Below are 16,350 nucleotides of genomic sequence, written 5' to 3'. Positions count from 1 at the left end.
CGAGGCTTCTTGTCCTCTGCCCGAAGAAAGTACCTCCTAATGCTGTATCTCTGGCTTTATCCCCTTCATACCGAATTTGCTATCTTCAATGTCTTCCGGTATCTCAGTTTCCGCATTATTTATGCGGCGGTGACCGCATTTCTGATTGTGTTTTTCTTGGCCCCTCCCATGATCAAAAAATTGCAGACATTGAAACTCGGGCAAAAAATACGAACGGATGGCCCGCAATCGCATCTGGGAAAATCCGGTACCCCTACGATGGGAGGATTGCTCATCATCTTTTCGGTATTGCTCTCAACCGTGTTGTGGGCGGATATCTCCAATTTCTATGTCTGGTTGGTCCTTTTATCGCTTGTGGGTTTCGGGATGATCGGCTTTGTGGATGATTACATTAAAATTTTACGTGGCCAATCCAAGGGATTGACGGCTACGCAAAAAATCGTTGGACAGTTAGGGGTGGCGTTGGGCATTGGGCTATTTTTTTATCTTTCACCCGGCTATTCCACGGAACTTAGTGTGCCGTTCTTCAAAAACTTTACTCCCGATCTAGGAGTCTTCTACATCCCCTTTGCCGTCCTGGTCATTGTGGGATGTTCAAATGCGGTGAATCTCACTGACGGGTTGGATGGGTTGGCCGTCGGACCGGTCATTATTTCAGCGATGGCCTATTCGGTGGTGGCCTGGGCGGTCGGAAATAAATTGGTCTCAGAGTACCTGCTCGTCCCTCATATCGAAGGAGCCGGAGAATTGGCCATCCTGACGGCCTCCATTGTTGGGGCGGGATTGGGTTTTCTCTGGTTTAACACCTATCCCGCGTCGGTCTTCATGGGCGATGTGGGATCCTTACCCCTGGGTGCGGCCTTAGGGACGGTCGCAGTGGTATGCAAGCATGAATTGTTATTGATCCTGGTTGGCGGAGTTTTTGTGATGGAAGCGGTGTCCGTGATTTTTCAAGTGGCATCGTTTAAGTCCAGGGGCAAGCGAATTTTCCTTATGGCGCCATTGCACCATCATTTCGAACTGAAGGGCTGGGAAGAGCCCAAAGTGGTGGTGCGTTTATGGATTATTGCGATCATTTTGGGCCTCTTGAGTATTAGCACGTTGAAATTACGCTAAGCAGAGGATCTTTGTGGAACCCTGTGGAGCCATGGAAGCCGTGAACGTCACTCCCGTGTTTCCCATGACGAGTTGGCCAAACAAGCGTGTCACGGTGTTTGGGCTCGGACGAAGCGGAAGGGCGGCTGCTGACCTTCTTCTGGACCTTGGTGCGGTGGTGACGATTGTCGAAGAACACGCAAGTCAGGATGTTGAGTCCGCGTCCACAGCATATCGTCTTCGAGGTGTTCGGGTGTTCGGAGGAAATGACGTTGCCGACGGGTTGAGGGATCTCGACCTCCTGGTCGTCAGTCCAGGAGTCCCGAAGGACCATCATCTTCTTCAGGAGATTGTCCAACGGGGTATTCCGGTTATTGGAGAAATTGAGTTAGCCGGATGGTTTCTTCGAGCTCCCATCATTGCGGTGACTGGAACCAACGGGAAAAGTACCACGGTACGCCTCATTGGATCGATCCTGCAACAATGTGGGAAGCGGGCGTTTGTGGGTGGCAATCTGGGTATCCCATTATGTGAGGCGGTGCGTAAGCAAACGGACCCGTCTCCCAGACCCGACTATGAATATATTGTCGCAGAAGTCTCAAGCTTCCAATTAGAAACGATCCACCTGTTTAAGCCCTGGATTGCCGCATTGTTAAATGTGACGCCGGATCATTTGGATCGGCATCCCACTCAAGAAGACTATCGGGCTGCGAAGCAGCGTATCTTTGAAAATCAGACGGTTCAGGATTGGGCGCTGATCAATGTGGACGATCCTGTGGTGAGAGCCATGGCCTCATCGGCACGGGCAGAAATCTGTGAATTCAGTCTCACCAAAAAAGTGAAGCAGGGGGTGTATCTCGAAGCAGGCGAGATGAGAGCACGGATGCATGGGAAGGATTTTTTTATCGCGTCACGTGACGCCCTCCCGATGCGGGGAGACCATAATGTGGCAAATGCGATGGCGGCATTGTGTGTCGGACTGCTCTGTGGTTGTTCAGCAGAGGATATGGTTCGTGCTCTTCAGGCCACGCCGACCTTTGAGCATGCCTTAGAGGTGGTTCGGGAGTGGAGGGGCATCACATTTATCAATGATTCGAAAGGCACGAATGTGGATGCCACCCTCAAAGCCTTACAGAGCTTTCATGAGCCCTTGGTCTTGATTCTTGGTGGAAAAGACAAAGGCGGTGATTTTTCGCAGTTGGCTGACAGTATTAAACGACAGGTCAAGGGTGTCGTGTTGATCGGAGAGGCGACTCAGAAAATTCTCCAGGCCCTGGATCAGATCAAGCCGATGACCCTCGCGACCAGCTTGACGGATGCGGTGTCCCAGGCTGTGACATTCGCGTCCAGTGGGGATGTGGTGTTGTTTTCCCCGGCGTGCGCCAGTTTCGATATGTTTCGGAATTATCATCATCGCGGACTTGAATTTAAGCGTGTGGTTGGAGAACTTCAATAAATGGGTATTCCAGTGATCTTTCGGCGTAAAAACTCCCATGTGGAGTCCCGCGCGTGGGCGGATCTGTTCCCTGGGAATCTGGGCATCGGTTCCCGGCGGATCGATCCTCTGATCGTGGGAATCACTCTGGCACTCTCTCTTGGGGGGTTGGTCATGGTGTTTAGTGCCAGTGGGGTCATGGCAGAAAATAAATTTACCAATGCCACTTATTACCTCCAACGACAAATCGTGTGGATGCTGTTGGGATTTGGCGTCCTGTTGGTCGGGTCCTTCATTGACTATCGCCAGTGGAAGCGATGGATTCCCATGGTTGTCGGAGGATGTATCGTTGGATTACTGCTGGTCCTGGCTGTGGGCCCTCAAATCAATGGTGCTCGACGCTGGCTCGCACTTGGATTTTTTTCCATTCAACCCACGGAAATGGCCAAGCTGGCTGTTGTGCTGTACCTCGCGGCGTTTCTATCCAATCCGCAACGGCGCGTCACGGATTGGCAACGGGGGTTTCTTCCCCCGGTGGCGATGGTGGGCATCATATGTGGGCTCATTGTCGTGGAGCCGGATTTAGGAAGTACCGTCGTGATTAGTCTGGTGTTCGTCAGCATGATGTATCTGGCCGGAGCGAGAGTGCGGCATTTGGCCTATTTAGGTGGACCGATGATTTTGGGTGTGGGTGCTCTCATCTGGATGAGTCCTGAACGATGGGAACGGATGACGACATTTATGAATCCGTTCGCGGACCGACAAGGGGCAGGCTATCAACTTGTCCAGTCCATCCTGGCCTTGGAAAATGGCGGATTATTTGGTGTGGGTCTTGGGCAGGGCAAGCAAAAGCTCATGTTTCTTCCGGAAGGGCATACCGATTTCGTGTTGGCCTTGGTGGGAGAAGAACTGGGACTCATGGGAACCTGCGGGTTGTTGGCCCTGTTTGCCATTTTGGTGTGTAAAGGATTCCGAGTTGCGGCCTTAGCACCTGATTTGTTCGGGCGATATCTCGCTTTGGGAATTACCATGCTCCTGGGTATTCAGGCCCTGATCAATGCAGGCGTCGTGAGCGGGCTGTTGCCCACAAAAGGCTTAACGCTTCCCCTGGTCAGTTACGGAGGGTCATCCCTGCTGGTCACCATGTTAGCTCTCGGAATTTTGCTGAGTGTGGCTCGACAGGGACGAGCCGGGCCTTAAGTGGAGAGAATGGTGTAATGCGGGTCATCATTGCTGCGGGTGGGACGGGAGGTCATATGTTTCCGGCTATCGCATATGCCAAAGAATTTCAACAGCATGATCCTGAAGGGAGCATTGTGTTTGTCGGGACGGGAAAGTCGTTAGAGGGAGAAATTCTGGGGAAGGAAGGCTTTGGGTTTGAACCGATCACAGTTGAAGGATTTGTCGGCCGAGGGCTGGTTGGCATGGCGCGTTCCCTCATGCTGCTCCCGAAGTCGTTGTGGCGTGCGATCCAGATTCTCCGCGGTCACCGTGCCGATCTGGTTATTGGGACAGGCGGGTATTTTAGTCCTCCCGTAGTCGTAGCGGCCTGGTTGTTGAATATTCCCAGAGTCTTGTTGGAACCGAACGCCATGCCGGGCTTGGCCAATCGGGTGTTGGGCCCATTGGCCGATAGAATCTTTCTAGCCTTTGACAGCGCGCAGTCTTTTTTCCCCTCATCGAAAGTCAAGGTGATTGGCACACCCATTCGAAAGGCGTTTGTCTTGGAACGTTCTCCGATTCCTCCGCAGAAGATCTCGCATCTGTTGGTCTTTGGCGGGAGTCAGGGGGCTCGGGCGATAAATTCCGCCATGTTGAAGGCTGTGGAGATTTCATCGAACCTGCGGGAGCAGGTAACCATCACCCACCAGACCGGAGCGGACGATTTGGAACGGGTCAAGGCCGGCTATGCACAAATGGGGGTTCACGCAGATGTCCGCCCCTTTCTCTTTGATATGCCTCATGAGCTTTCCAAGGCGGATCTCATCGTCTGTCGGGCCGGGGCCAGCACATTGGCTGAGTTATCAGCATATGGAAAGGTCGGAATCCTGATCCCGTTTCCCCAGGCGACGCACAATCATCAGGAAATGAATGCCAGGTCCATGGAAGCGGCGGGAGCGGCTCGAGTGCTCTTGCAAGCCGACCTCACCGGGCAGCGCCTGGCAGAAGAAATTGAACGATGGATGTCGGATATTCCCCACCTCCAGGAAATGGCACGACAGAGCTGGGCTCTCAGAAAAGTCAACGCCACAGAGCAGATGGTGAATCAATGCCTCCTGCTGGTGAGGCATCCGGTCGCGACGTGAAATACAGGCATGATGGGAAAAAATGGTACGGATGAACAAGCAAAAGAGTCAAAGAGGAAACCATTGTCTGAACCTATTCAATCTTTAATGAGGAGGGACTCTTACAGGGAATGAAGAATATGTGCTGTCAGGGCCACGTCTGGTAGATCCAGAATAGTCGTCGTGTCCTACGCGAGGCTTGTGATGAAGTCGCGAGCCCGGTGGAACGACCCGGTATTGAGACTGTACCGCCAGACTTACAGGCCATGCGTGCCCGGCGGTGGGCGCATCAACTGACCGTCTTCAATGATCCTCCCTTCAACCCTGGAAGTCTAAAACATTATGTTTCGAAAAATTCAGCACATTCATTTGGTCGGTATCGGGGGAAGTGGAATGAGTGGCATCGCAGAGGTGCTCCTCACGCTAGGGTATAAGGTGACCGGCTCCGATGTGGGGTCGTCTGACACGATCCGACGGTTAGAGGAATTAGGGGGCACGGTGTTTATCGGGCATCAGGAATCGAACGTGGAAGGGGCACAAGTCGTGGTGGTGTCATCGGCCATAGCTGGGTCCAATCCGGAAATTCGTGCGGCCCGGGCCAAAGTGATCCCGGTCATTCCGCGAGCGGAAATGCTGGCAGAGCTGATGCGATTGAAGTATGGCATTGCCATTGCGGGCGCTCATGGAAAAACCACTACGACGTCGATGGTCGCATCGATTCTTGCGCAAGCCGGCCTCGATCCCACATTCGTGATTGGGGGCAAGGTCAATGCCATGGGGACCCATGCGCGTTTAGGGCGGAGTGATCTGCTGATCGCGGAAGCCGACGAGAGTGACGGGTCGTTTTTGCGGTTGTCGCCTTCAATCGTGGTCGTGACGAATATCGACCGTGAGCATCTCGATCATTACGGAAACATGGAAGGTCTTCAAGAGGCGTTTTTAGAATTTATCAATAAAATTCCATTCTACGGCGTGGCGATTGTGTGTGCCGATGATCCCTGGATTCGCAAGCTCCTGCCCCGGGTGGTGAAGCGATACCACACGTATGGCATGAGTGATTTTTCGGGTGTGCTGACCTCCGATTTGTTTGCGACGGATATTGAAACCAAAGCGATGGGTGTGGAATTTCGGGCGCATTACCGGGATCAAAAGCTCGGGCCTTTCCGCATTCGAATCCCTGGTGTGCATAACGTGGCCAATGCGTTAGCGGCCATCGGGGTGGCATTGGAATTGGACGTACCTGTGGATTTGATCCGGGCAGGGTTGGCCGCCTTTGCCGGAGTCGAGCGGCGGTTTCAGATTCGTGGAGAAAAAAACGGCATTGTGGTGGTGGACGACTATGGGCACCATCCAACCGAGATTCGTGCCACGCTGGCGGCTGCCCGAGCCGCGTGGCAGCGCCCGTTGATCGTGGTATTTCAACCGCATCGGTTTTCAAGAACGAGGGACCTGGCCGATGAGTTCGCCAAGGCGTTCGAACAGGCGGATCGCGTGTATGTCATGGATATCTATCCGGCGGGTGAGGCGCCGATCCCCGGGATCACCGGACAAATGATGGCCGACACCATTCGGGCGTCTGGTCATCCTTCTGTCCAATGGCTCAATCGTGACACCGGTTTGATCACCAAATTGCGTGAGGAGCTTCGTGAGGGCGATATCCTGTTGACCCTTGGCGCGGGGGATGTCTGGAAAGTCGGAACTGAATTATTGGAATCGTTGTAACCGAATGTGGTGAGTCATGAAAGTCGAGGGTTGTACAGATGAAGACCGGCCGGCTGACACTGACAGCAAAACGGCTTCAACGAGCCGTGCAGCATGTGCACGGAGAAGTCCACTGGAACGAATCCCTGGCGCCTCTTCTGTCGTTGCAGGTGGGAGGCCCCGCGGATGTCCTGGTCTTTCCCCTGGACGTGGAAGACGTCATACGCGTGCTCGTGGGGGCTCGGACAGAAGGGATTCCCTTCGTGGTGTTGGGCGGGACCAATGTGGTCGTTCGCGATAAAGGGATTCGAGGCATTGTTATGCAATTGAAACACTTGTCCGGGATACATGAGGAGGCCGGTCACATGGTATATGCCCAGGCGGGTGTGCGGTTGCCCAGGTTAATGCAGTTCGCGGTGGGCCATCATCTGTCCGGAATGGAGTGGGCGGCTGGAATTCCGGGAACCGTCGGTGGAGGGGTGGTGATGAATGCCGGAACGCGGTTGGGGGAAATGCAGGAGGTCTTGCATGCCGTTGATTTGGTGAATCTTCGTGGACATCGCGTGCGAATTGAGTCTTCCAACATGTCATTTACCTATCGGAAGGCGACGCTCCCCAAAGGCGTTGTCGTTGGCGCGTGGGTCCAGTTGGCTCTCTCGGATAAAGCGCAGGTTGAAGCGAAAACCAAAACCTATCTGCGGTACCGGCGCGAGACCCAACCGTTAACCCTTCCGAATGCCGGGTCCGTGTTTAAAAACCCGCCTGGAGATTCTGCCGGACGACTCGTTGAAGCCGCAGGATTAAAGGGTGTGCGGATTGGAGACGCTGAAGTTTCGACCAAACATGCCAATTTTATTGTGAATAGAGGAGCGGCCACCGCCGACCAGGTCTTGGCCTTGATTCGAAAAGTCCGGCAAACCGTGGCGAAAAAGTTTGGGGTCCGTCTTCAGCTTGAATGGAAAATCATTGGAGAATCGTAGAGATGCCGGGATTGTTGGTGGTGACAAAGAAAAGTAGTCAAAGTGAAAGGCTTATCACAAGGTGAAGACACAGAGAATGATGACACAGAAATCTTTGCGAATCGGTGTGCTGATGGGTGGATCTTCAGCTGAGAGAGAGATTTCGCTCAAGACGGGGCGTTCAATCTGCGATGCGTTGAAACGACGGGGGTATACGGTGATCCCCATTGAAGTGGATGACACATTGCCGCATCAGATCCGGGCAAAGAAAATTTCGGTGGCCTTTCTCGCCTTGCATGGACCGGGAGGGGAAGATGGCACAGTTCAAGGGATGTTGGAAGTCATGAAGATGCCGTACACCGGATCGGGCGTGACTGCGAGTGCCGTCTGCATGAACAAGGGATTGACGCGCGTGGTCCTTGAGGCTGCCAAGGTACCGGTCCCGCCGGGTATGACCGTATCCGGGAAAATGATTCCGGTTCGTCCTCCTCCCGGCTTAGGCTTGCCTGTGGTGGTAAAGCCTTGTGCCGAGGGATCGACGTTTGGTGTCTCGATCGTTCGCAAGCCATCCCAATGGAAGGAGGCCTTGCAAGAAGCCTATCGATACGGAGAGCAGGCGGTAGTGGAAAAATATATTCCGGGTCGTGAAGTGGCGGTGGGCGTTTTTGGCAATGAGGTCCTGCCCGGTGTAGAAATCATCGTTCCCGGGGGCTTTTACGATTTTACGGCCAAATATGGAAAGGCGGCCACTCGTTATGTGTGTCCGGCTTCGCTTTCTTCAAAGCTGGAAACCGCTCTCCGTGATTACAGCCTTCGTGCCTATCACGCGTTAGGGTGTCGCGGTGCCGCTCGAGTCGATTTTCGCATTCATACCAACGGACGTCCCTATATTCTCGAATTGAACACCATTCCCGGCATGACTGAACGGAGTTTGCTTCCCATGGCAGCCGCACAGATCGGGTGGGACTATGATGATCTGGTTGAACGGATATTGGGTGAGGCTCTACCGAAAAGGATGATATCGTCATCCGGGAAAATTAGGAGCACCAGGAGTTCTGCGTCATGATATCGGGAGAATCCCTAAACACGAAACGGCCCCGAAAAAACCGGCCCCTTAAAAAAACCGTAGGATCGGGGAAAGCCAAGTCGTCATCGACAGCCTTGCGGGTCCGGCGCGTTGTGATCGGAGGTGTCCTGGCCTGTCTTATCGTGGTGGTTGCGGTGGGCGGACGTCAGGTGATGCGGTGGGCGGATGAGTGGACGGAAATCCAACAGATCACGGTTGTGGGTCTGGATCGAGTCACGCGAGATGAAGTTCTGGCGAAGCTGGACTTGGCGCCGCAGACCAGTTTGTTCTCTGTGGATTCAGAGCTGCTCGCGACCAGGTTGGAATCGCATCCTTGGATTGGGTCGGTCGCCTTTGAGCGGGTGTTACCCCATTCACTGGTGATCCAGGTGACTGAGCGTCAGCCGGCGGCGGTCTTTGGATCACCAACCGAACCCTATTATCTGGATGCAGAAGGGTATCTGTTGCCGAAAGGAAAGGTCCAGGCAGGGACGACATTGCCCATTGTTGATGGGGTGACCTCCGCATTTATGACACAGCATCAAGCCGAAGGTCATCGACGCGCCAAGCAGGGCATTTACATTGCTGCGTTGCTGTCCCAGCAGTTTTCGGGCAGACCTCGGATTGATGTGTCTCAACCTCATACAACGATCGTGGATCTCCCCAATGTCCGGTTTCAATTCGGGCGTGAGGTGGAGGACCAGTGGCAACGATTTTTGGTGTTGTATCCCACCGTGAAGGATAAAATTGAAGGTCGGTCGCAAGAAGTGGATTTGCGATTTGCTCAAAAAGTCATTTTTCGCAAGAGGACACTATAGGACATGACCAAAAAAGAACACATTGTCGTGGGACTGGATATCGGGACAACAAAAATTTGTGCGGTGGTCGGGGAAATCCAGGATGATCGCTCTATTCATGTGATCGGGGTGGGCTCACATCGTTCGAACGGGTTGAGAAAAGGCATGGTCGTCAACATGGACAGTACGGTGGAGTCCATCAAGCGGGCCGTGGAGGAAGCAGAATTGATGTCGGCGGTTCAAATCAATTCGGTATATACGGGGATTGCGGGGAGCCATATCGGGAGTGAAAGTGCGCAAGGGGTGGTGGCCTTAAAAAAACGAGAAGTGACCAAGGCGGATGTCCGTCGGGCCGTTGATACCGCACGCGCCTGTGCCGTGCCGGCTCCGGACCGCCAAATTCTTCATGTGCTTCCTCGGGAATTTATCGTGGATGATCAGGAAGGAATTCGGGATCCATTAGGCATTGCGGGATCACGGTTGGAAGTCGATGTGCATATTGTGACGGGAGCGGTCACCTCGGCACAAAACCTTATCCGGTGTGTCAGCCGGGCGGGATTGGATGTCGTCGATATTGTTTTACAGCCGTTAGCCTCCAGCGCGGCTGTGCTGACCCATGAGGAAAAAGACCTGGGGGTTGTGATGGTGGATATCGGGGGAGGCACCACCGATATCGCGATCTTTGTCGAGGGATGTATCCGGCACTCGGCAGTTCTTCCCATCGGAGGGAGCCATCTCACCGGGGATCTGGCCATGGGATTGAAAACCGCACCGGAGGAGGCGGAGAAAATTAAACTGAAATATGGGGTGGCCAGTAGTCTCTTGGTGAATGAGGACGAAGGCATTGAAGTGCCGAGTGTCGGAGGACGACCGCCCCGGGTGATGCCTCGAGCATTGGTCGCGGAAATTCTTTCCCCACGGGTGGAGGAAATGTTCGAGCTCGTGCTTCGTGAAATCCGTCGTGCCGGATATGACGGCATGCTGGTGGCTGGAGGCGTGTTGACGGGAGGAACCTCCTTACTCCCTGGCATGGCCGAGGTGGCGGAACACGTGCTGAATCTGTCGGTGCGTTTAGGGAGGCCGATCGGAGTGGAAGGTTTACGGGAAATAGTCAGTAACCCAAGCTACTCGACGGCTGTGGGACTCATCGTCCATTCGGTGAGTCACGAAAATGAGTTTGAACTAGTGGGACCGGGAGCCGGCAAAGGCAAAAAATCCGGGCGGTGGGCCGGTGGTCTGGTCGGGAAAATGAAGGGATGGATCATGAACTTTTTTTAAATCATGACAAGAAAGGAGGATCATGGATCCGTGCCTACTTCGCGAGCCAAGGTGAGTCATCAATCAAATGTCCCCGCGGGCGATCAGGGGAGTGGTAGAAAGGAGGAGTCGTATGTTTTCACTGTCTGATGAGGAGCAATCGGTTATTAACATCAAAGTGGTCGGTGTCGGAGGTGCCGGGTGCAACGCCGTGAATACGATGATTGAAGCCGGCTTAAGCCGGGTAGAATTTGTCGTGGCCAATACCGATTTGCAAGCCCTGGGCCGCTCGCTCGCGTCGTACAAAATCCAATTGGGTCCGGAGCGGACGCGGGGCCTGGGGGCAGGAGCCAAGCCGGAGGTGGGAAAAGAATCGGCAATGGAAAGTGAACACCAGATCCGTGAAGCCCTGGAAGGATCGGATATGGTCTTTGTCACGGCAGGTATGGGTGGTGGAACGGGCACGGGCGGTGCTCCCGTTGCCGCAAAAATTGCCAAAGAGTTGGGCATTCTCACGGTCGGGGTAGTGACCAAACCCTTCCAATATGAGGGGAACCGGCGGACCAGCTTTGCCGAAGAAGGGATCCGTGAATTGAAAAAATATGTGGATTCCCTCTTGATCATTCCCAACCAGAAACTCCTGGGAATGGTCGATAAAAGTACCCCGCTTGTGGAGGCGTTTAAGATTGCGGATGATGTGTTGCGTCAGGCCATTCAAGGCATTTCTGATGTTATTACCACTCCGGGTTTGGTCAATGTGGATTTCGCCGATGTGCGAACCGTCATGGGCTATTCCGGGCGTGCGGTGATGGGGATGGGAACGGGTCGGGGTCCGACGCGAGCCAGCGATGCCGCCAGACTAGCCATTGCCAGCCCCTTGCTGGAAGATGGAAGCGTGGAAGGGGCAAGAGGGTTGTTGTTGAATATTACAGGGGGCCCCAATCTCACGTTGCATGAAGTCAACGAAGCGTCCAATATTGCCAGGGAAGCGGCAGATCCTCAAGCCAATATCATCGTAGGTCAGGTCATTAATCCCGAGCTAGGGGATGAATTGACCGTGACGGTCATTGCCACAGGATTCGAACAGACCGAGTCGGTCATGCGGTTTTCCAATGCGCATCAACCGACTCTTGTTGTGGAGCCTGTTAAAAAACCCGCATTGGTGGCCGTGCCTGCGGAAAATGGGGCTAGCAACGGTTCTGAGGATCTCGACCGACCCACCTATATGCGACGACAGGCGACTGCCAGGCCGGTTCCTGAAAAGACCAGTCTGCTGGTGGATGATGATTGGGATGTGCCGACTTTTTTACGGAGGAAAGCGGAGAACTAATCCCATGAACATGGAGAAAGGTTCCTTCCCAAAGGGGTCCGGAGTGTCTGATGACGGATTGACGAGTGATATGATCCCCGTGCGGCATTTCTTCGGGACCCGGAGTACGCCGGTAGGATTAGCCACCCATATAGAACTCGGGCACATTGCGAGTGGGCCGCGGGATTTTCCTGCTGTCGTCGCGCTCAAGCAAATCCATAGTACCCGGGTGGTCGTCATCCACACCCATAGAGGGCTAGGAACATTAGAGCAGACCGAGGGTGACGCCTTGGTTACCAATCAGCCTGAGACCCTCGTGGTTGTGCGCACGGCGGATTGTGTCCCGGTGCTGCTTGTCGAGAAAGCCAGGGGAGTGGTTGGGGCCATTCACGCCGGATGGCGCGGCGCCGTGGGCGGCATCGTGGCAGAAACCATTCGGTCTTGTGTGAATGAATTTGGAGCAAAACCGGAGCACATGCATCTGGCGATCGGTCCCTCTATCGGACCGTGTTGTTACGAAGTCGATGAACAGGTCATCAACCCGTTGCGAAGCAAGTACCCAGCATGGCCCGGGGTGCTTCAAGAAACCCACGAAGGGAAAGGGGTCTTAGACCTTAAACAACTGATCTATCACCAGATCCGCGCCGGTGGCGTTCCTGACTCTCAGATTGGACGGGTGGACCATTGCACCCGTTGTCGGGACGATCTCTTTTATTCCTACAGGCGGGAGGGGCAGGTGAATGGGACTATGTATAGTGGAATTATCCTGCCTGCTGCCTAAAGATTGATTTCGCCTGCCGGGAGTGGCAAGGTTTTATGCGATGTAGGGACGCATTGCTGACCCATCCTGAGCGATTCGCCCCATCTTGGGGTTTTTCCAAGAAAAAGTGCTGGGAGAAGAGGGTATTGCAGTTTCCCAACCGGAGGCGAGGAATTGCATGGCGCGTCCCTAAGGAGACGCAACCTTTGTGTGGAGCACAATGTTCCATAGCCAGTGCTCCGTCCGGCTCCATAAGAGGAGATGGATGCTCCCCTGTAGGGCGGGGTCATTTGTTCCGCTTAGACAAGGCCCGACAGGGAATGAGAACGACCACTCTTTGAGCCGGACGGCAGGCGTCGGATTATGGGGACGAACCTTTCAGGGACGCACAGGAAAGAGCGATGAGCCCTATATTCGGTTTGATGTGTTTACTCCCTGCCCGTGACTCAAGCGGCAATCCCGATTACAATAGAAGTCAAATGAAAAATTTTCGGTGTTCTTGTTGAAGGATGGCGACGTTTCCAACTCCATTACCCATAGGATTCAAATCATCCAGGAGAACATCCGGCAGGCTGCCATTCGTGTCGGGCGGGATCCTTCCGGTATTCGGTTGGTGGCGGCGACCAAAACCGTCCCCGCTGTCGATTTAGAAGAAGCCTATAGAGCGGGCGTGCAAATATTTGGAGAAAACCGGCTTCAGGAGGCTCAGGAGAAGCGTCAGATTCTGGGGCCACGAGAAGACTTAGTCTGGCACTTCATTGGTCGGATGCAACGTCGGAAACTCAAGGACCTTGTCGGGAATTTTTCGATGCTGCATTCTGTGGAAAGTCTGGAGCAGGCCGAGAGCATTAATGCTTTGGCCGGGAAACTTGGGATTCAACAAGCCGTGTTACTCGAAGTGAATGTCGGGGGGGAAGCCAGCAAGGGAGGATTCATCTCACAGGAGGTGGAAGCCGGGATAGAGCAACTCGACCGGCTCCCTCACCTCGAGATCCAGGGGCTCATGACGCTTCCGCCGTGGAAGGAAAATCCTGAAGACGTTCGTCCCTATTTTACGCAAGTTTGTCGATTGCGAGATGGGCTGGCTCGACAGACATGGCGTCGTGTACGGATGACCGAATTGTCCATGGGCATGTCTCATGACTACGAGATCGCGATAGAAGAAGGGGCGACGATGGTTCGGATCGGAACGGCTATTTTTGGAAGTCGAGGGAAAGCCGTCAGTCCCGGCACCCTGGAATGAATCGGCCGATGTCGATAAGGCTGTTGAATATTTGAAAAAGATTTCAGTTTGTCGGCATGTGGGTAAACGGGAGCTATACTAAAAAAGAGTGTTCAACAAAGGCACGTCCAGCAAAGCCGCCGCCACTTGGGCGGGTGGAGTGTATAAGGGAGTACGTGAGCACGGCCAAGTGACGACCTGCCTGCGCGAAAGTCGCGCCGGCGAAGTCAGGGAACGTCGCTGGCGGTCCCTGCAGCCAGACTCAGGGCATGCTTTTTCAGCACTCTTATCTGTAAAGGAGGATCATGTTTATTGCGGGTAACGTTCTACAGGCGATTGCGACCATCCTGGATACGATTTTATGGATCTATATGTGGGTTATCATTATTCGGGCCTTGATATCCTGGGTGAACCCTGATCCCTGGAATCCTATTGTTCAGTTTTTAGAAAGAGTAACGGAGCCGGTCCTTTCTCAAATCCGGCGTCGGGTTGGCATGCTAGGATTGGGAATTGATTTATCTCCGATCATTGCTATCCTTATTATTATGTTTTTCCAGATTGCCGTGGTAGCATCTTTGAAGGATCTTGCAATCAGAATGCACTAGCCGGTGAGGGGAAAGGAGTCGTCATGAAAATTACACCGTTGGACATTCAGCATAAAGTCTTTGATACCCAATGGCGAGGCTATCACAAGACGCAGGTGGACCAATTTTTGGAAGAAATCGCCGAGTCGGTGGAGGAACTGACCAAGGACAACCTGGTGCTCAAAGAGAAATTGTCGGGGAAAGATGATGAAGTGGGGCAACTCAAACGAGCGGAAACCACGCTGACCAGTACACTTATTTCAACCCAATCCTTTGTGGACCAACTCAAGCATGGGGCCCAACGGGATGCGGATCTTTTGGTGAAAGAAGCGGAGTTGAAAGCCGAAGAAATACTGGCGCAAAGTCGGGCCGAACTGGCCGAAATGCGTCGAATGATCTCGACACTCAAGCAACAGCGGGCGCTGGTATTGGATCGCTTACGGTTGACGCTGAGTTCCTTCCATCGGTTAGTAGAAATTGAAGAGCGACCAGACGACGCGTTTGAAGGGGAAGGTGAGCCGGAAATGAGTGCAGAGCGTGCCTCCCATCGGGAAGCAGGCTAGACGTTTCCACCCCCTCAGTACATTGTGGATCAGACCGATCCCATAGTGCGTCTCCTCCTTGAAGGAATTCACTCGCAGGTGTTTCCGGGTGCGGTTTTGTTCGTTCGGCACCAGGGCTATATTCGAATGCATTATGCTGTGGGTCTTACCTCGGGACTTCCGGATGCCTATCCTGTCCAACTTCAGACCATCTACGATCTCGCTTCCCTCACCAAGCCTCTGGCAACCGCATCAGCTATCCTGCTCCTGGCGCAGGATGGACATCTGGATCTAGCAACGTCCATCGACACGTGGCTCCCTGAAACGAAAAATTTTCCATTAGGCCGGGTGCGTCTTAAGGACGTGCTCTCTCATCAAAGCGGCCTTCCAGCCTGGCGTCCGTTTTACCGGTCTTTCCCTCCTGCTCTCCCCTCAGATGTCCCATCCCGTCAGGAACGAGCCAAAGCCTTTCTGGAGTTAATCCTCAAGGAACCGATAGAATCGGCGGCACCCCCCAAAAGCCTCTACAGTGATTTGGGCTATATGGTGCTCGGGTTTATCGTGGAACGGATTACCAATCAATCATTGGACGATTTTTGTCGGAGTCGGATCTATGGGCCCCTACATGCGAGCCCACTCGGCTATCGAGGGCCGAATGTGCCTCCCACATTGGATTCATCGATTGGCGGGTGCGCACCCACTGAACCGGACCCATGGCGTGGGCGTCTTTTGCAGGGTGAGGTGCATGATGAAAATGCATTTGCGCTGGGAGGCATTGCCGGGCACGCAGGACTCTTTGGAACAGCCGAGGCCGTAGGGCAGGTCACCCAAGCCTGGCTGAAAAGTTATAAAGGAAACTCCGGTGTATTTGATTCTCACCTGGTCAAACAGTTTGTGGCGGCACAGCCTGGAACCAGTTGGGCCTTAGGCTGGGATACGCCTTCCCGACCCTCCTCCTCCGGCCAGTGGTTTTCGCCGGAATCATTCGGGCACCTGGGATTTACCGGCACGAGTATCTGGATAGACCCGACTCGTGAATTGGAGGTTATTTTTCTTTCTAATCGAGTCCACCCAACTCGGGACAATCAAGCCATCAAAACCTTTCGTCCCAAATTGCATGATGCGATTATCCAAGAACTTTCAGGGCATGGCTAAAGACAAGGGTGAGGCTGATCTCATCAGGAGGCTAAGCCATAGCTTACGACCGCTCAGCCTGGAACCAGTTTGGTGTTGAGGTGTAGGATACGCCCTCCCACTCATCTTTTTCAGGCACCTGGTTATCTCCAGAATCGTTCGGCCATTTTCGGGTTGCCGGACCGAGTATTGGATAGGTCTTGA

15 protein-coding genes are annotated in these 16,350 nt (G+C 53.7%); all 15 read left to right on the top strand.

Annotation, left to right across the window (positions count from 1 at the left end; genetic code table 11):
- Nucleotides 1–39: 39 nt before the first annotated feature.
- The 15 genes from H6750_04170 (at nt 40) to H6750_04100 (ending at nt 16,167) form a co-directional block, all read left to right on the top strand.
- Nucleotides 40–1,116 carry a phospho-N-acetylmuramoyl-pentapeptide-transferase gene (locus tag H6750_04170; protein ID MCB9773503.1) on the top strand — a complete coding sequence of 359 codons (1,077 nt, stop codon included), beginning with the start codon at nt 40–42 and terminating at the stop codon, nt 1,114–1,116.
- Between the two features lie 13 nt (nt 1,117–1,129).
- The gene (gene murD, locus H6750_04165) at nt 1,130–2,551 is read left to right on the top strand and encodes a UDP-N-acetylmuramoyl-L-alanine--D-glutamate ligase (protein MCB9773502.1); all 1,422 of its coding nucleotides are present in this window, start codon (nt 1,130–1,132) and stop codon (nt 2,549–2,551) included.
- On the top strand, nt 2,552–3,730 hold the full coding sequence (gene ftsW, locus H6750_04160; protein ID MCB9773501.1) for a putative lipid II flippase FtsW: 1,179 nt from the start codon (nt 2,552–2,554) through the stop codon (nt 3,728–3,730).
- A 17-nt stretch (nt 3,731–3,747) separates the two neighbouring features.
- A complete protein-coding gene (gene murG / locus H6750_04155) occupies nt 3,748–4,836 on the top strand; it encodes an undecaprenyldiphospho-muramoylpentapeptide beta-N-acetylglucosaminyltransferase (protein ID MCB9773500.1) in 1,089 nt (362 codons plus the stop codon).
- Between the two features lie 321 nt (nt 4,837–5,157).
- Nucleotides 5,158–6,537 carry a UDP-N-acetylmuramate--L-alanine ligase gene (locus H6750_04150; GenBank protein ID MCB9773499.1) on the top strand — a complete coding sequence of 460 codons (1,380 nt, stop codon included), beginning with the start codon at nt 5,158–5,160 and terminating at the stop codon, nt 6,535–6,537.
- Nucleotides 6,538–6,575: 38 nt separating this feature from the next.
- The gene (gene murB / locus H6750_04145; GenBank protein ID MCB9773498.1) at nt 6,576–7,496 is read left to right on the top strand and encodes a UDP-N-acetylmuramate dehydrogenase; all 921 of its coding nucleotides are present in this window, start codon (nt 6,576–6,578) and stop codon (nt 7,494–7,496) included.
- Between the two features lie 76 nt (nt 7,497–7,572).
- Nucleotides 7,573–8,541 (top strand): D-alanine--D-alanine ligase, encoded by a 969-nt coding sequence (locus H6750_04140; protein MCB9773497.1) that lies wholly within the window; start codon nt 7,573–7,575, stop codon nt 8,539–8,541.
- Nucleotides 8,538–9,359 (top strand): FtsQ-type POTRA domain-containing protein, encoded by an 822-nt coding sequence (locus H6750_04135; protein MCB9773496.1) that lies wholly within the window; start codon nt 8,538–8,540, stop codon nt 9,357–9,359. The genes H6750_04140 and H6750_04135 overlap by 4 nt, the downstream gene beginning before the upstream one ends.
- A gap of 3 nt (nt 9,360–9,362) precedes the next feature.
- Nucleotides 9,363–10,616, top strand: coding sequence for a cell division protein FtsA (gene ftsA, locus H6750_04130; GenBank protein ID MCB9773495.1), 1,254 nt, complete (start codon nt 9,363–9,365; stop codon nt 10,614–10,616).
- A gap of 112 nt (nt 10,617–10,728) precedes the next feature.
- Nucleotides 10,729–11,925: a cell division protein FtsZ gene (gene ftsZ / locus H6750_04125; GenBank protein MCB9773494.1), complete on the top strand. Its 1,197-nt coding sequence runs from the start codon at nt 10,729–10,731 to the stop codon at nt 11,923–11,925.
- Nucleotides 11,926–11,929: 4 nt separating this feature from the next.
- On the top strand, nt 11,930–12,685 hold the full coding sequence (gene pgeF, locus H6750_04120) for a peptidoglycan editing factor PgeF (GenBank protein MCB9773493.1): 756 nt from the start codon (nt 11,930–11,932) through the stop codon (nt 12,683–12,685).
- Between the two features lie 472 nt (nt 12,686–13,157).
- Nucleotides 13,158–13,907: a YggS family pyridoxal phosphate-dependent enzyme gene (locus tag H6750_04115; GenBank protein MCB9773492.1), complete on the top strand. Its 750-nt coding sequence runs from the start codon at nt 13,158–13,160 to the stop codon at nt 13,905–13,907.
- A gap of 284 nt (nt 13,908–14,191) precedes the next feature.
- On the top strand, nt 14,192–14,491 hold the full coding sequence (locus H6750_04110) for a YggT family protein (protein ID MCB9773491.1): 300 nt from the start codon (nt 14,192–14,194) through the stop codon (nt 14,489–14,491).
- 23 nt (nt 14,492–14,514) lie between these two features.
- Nucleotides 14,515–15,033 (top strand): DivIVA domain-containing protein, encoded by a 519-nt coding sequence (locus H6750_04105; GenBank protein MCB9773490.1) that lies wholly within the window; start codon nt 14,515–14,517, stop codon nt 15,031–15,033.
- A 24-nt stretch (nt 15,034–15,057) separates the two neighbouring features.
- The gene (locus H6750_04100) at nt 15,058–16,167 is read left to right on the top strand and encodes a serine hydrolase (GenBank protein MCB9773489.1); all 1,110 of its coding nucleotides are present in this window, start codon (nt 15,058–15,060) and stop codon (nt 16,165–16,167) included.
- The last annotated feature ends 183 nt before the right edge of the window (nt 16,168–16,350 follow it).

The sequence above is a fragment of the Nitrospiraceae bacterium genome, from assembly GCA_020632595.1.
GTDB lineage: Bacteria > Nitrospirota > Nitrospiria > Nitrospirales > UBA8639 > Nitrospira_E.
Note: the sequence above shows the minus strand (reverse complement) of the source record. Positions and strands in the feature narration are given on the sequence as shown.

Bases quoted from the DNA above. Each gene is read 5' to 3' on its own strand.
- H6750_04170 (MCB9773503.1), top strand. From the start codon at position 40: ATGCTGTATCTCTGGCTTTATCCCCTTCATACCGAATTTGCTATCTTC.
- H6750_04150 (MCB9773499.1), top strand. From the start codon at position 5,158: ATGTTTCGAAAAATTCAGCACATTCATTTGGTCGGTATCGGGGGAAGT.
- pgeF (MCB9773493.1), top strand. From the start codon at position 11,930: ATGAACATGGAGAAAGGTTCCTTCCCAAAGGGGTCCGGAGTGTCTGAT.
- murB (MCB9773498.1), top strand. From the start codon at position 6,576: ATGAAGACCGGCCGGCTGACACTGACAGCAAAACGGCTTCAACGAGCC.
- H6750_04135 (MCB9773496.1), top strand. From the start codon at position 8,538: ATGATATCGGGAGAATCCCTAAACACGAAACGGCCCCGAAAAAACCGG.
- H6750_04110 (MCB9773491.1), top strand. From the start codon at position 14,192: ATGTTTATTGCGGGTAACGTTCTACAGGCGATTGCGACCATCCTGGAT.
- ftsW (MCB9773501.1), top strand. From the start codon at position 2,552: ATGGGTATTCCAGTGATCTTTCGGCGTAAAAACTCCCATGTGGAGTCC.
- ftsA (MCB9773495.1), top strand. From the start codon at position 9,363: ATGACCAAAAAAGAACACATTGTCGTGGGACTGGATATCGGGACAACA.
- H6750_04105 (MCB9773490.1), top strand. From the start codon at position 14,515: ATGAAAATTACACCGTTGGACATTCAGCATAAAGTCTTTGATACCCAA.
- murG (MCB9773500.1), top strand. From the start codon at position 3,748: ATGCGGGTCATCATTGCTGCGGGTGGGACGGGAGGTCATATGTTTCCG.
- ftsZ (MCB9773494.1), top strand. From the start codon at position 10,729: ATGTTTTCACTGTCTGATGAGGAGCAATCGGTTATTAACATCAAAGTG.
- H6750_04140 (MCB9773497.1), top strand. From the start codon at position 7,573: ATGATGACACAGAAATCTTTGCGAATCGGTGTGCTGATGGGTGGATCT.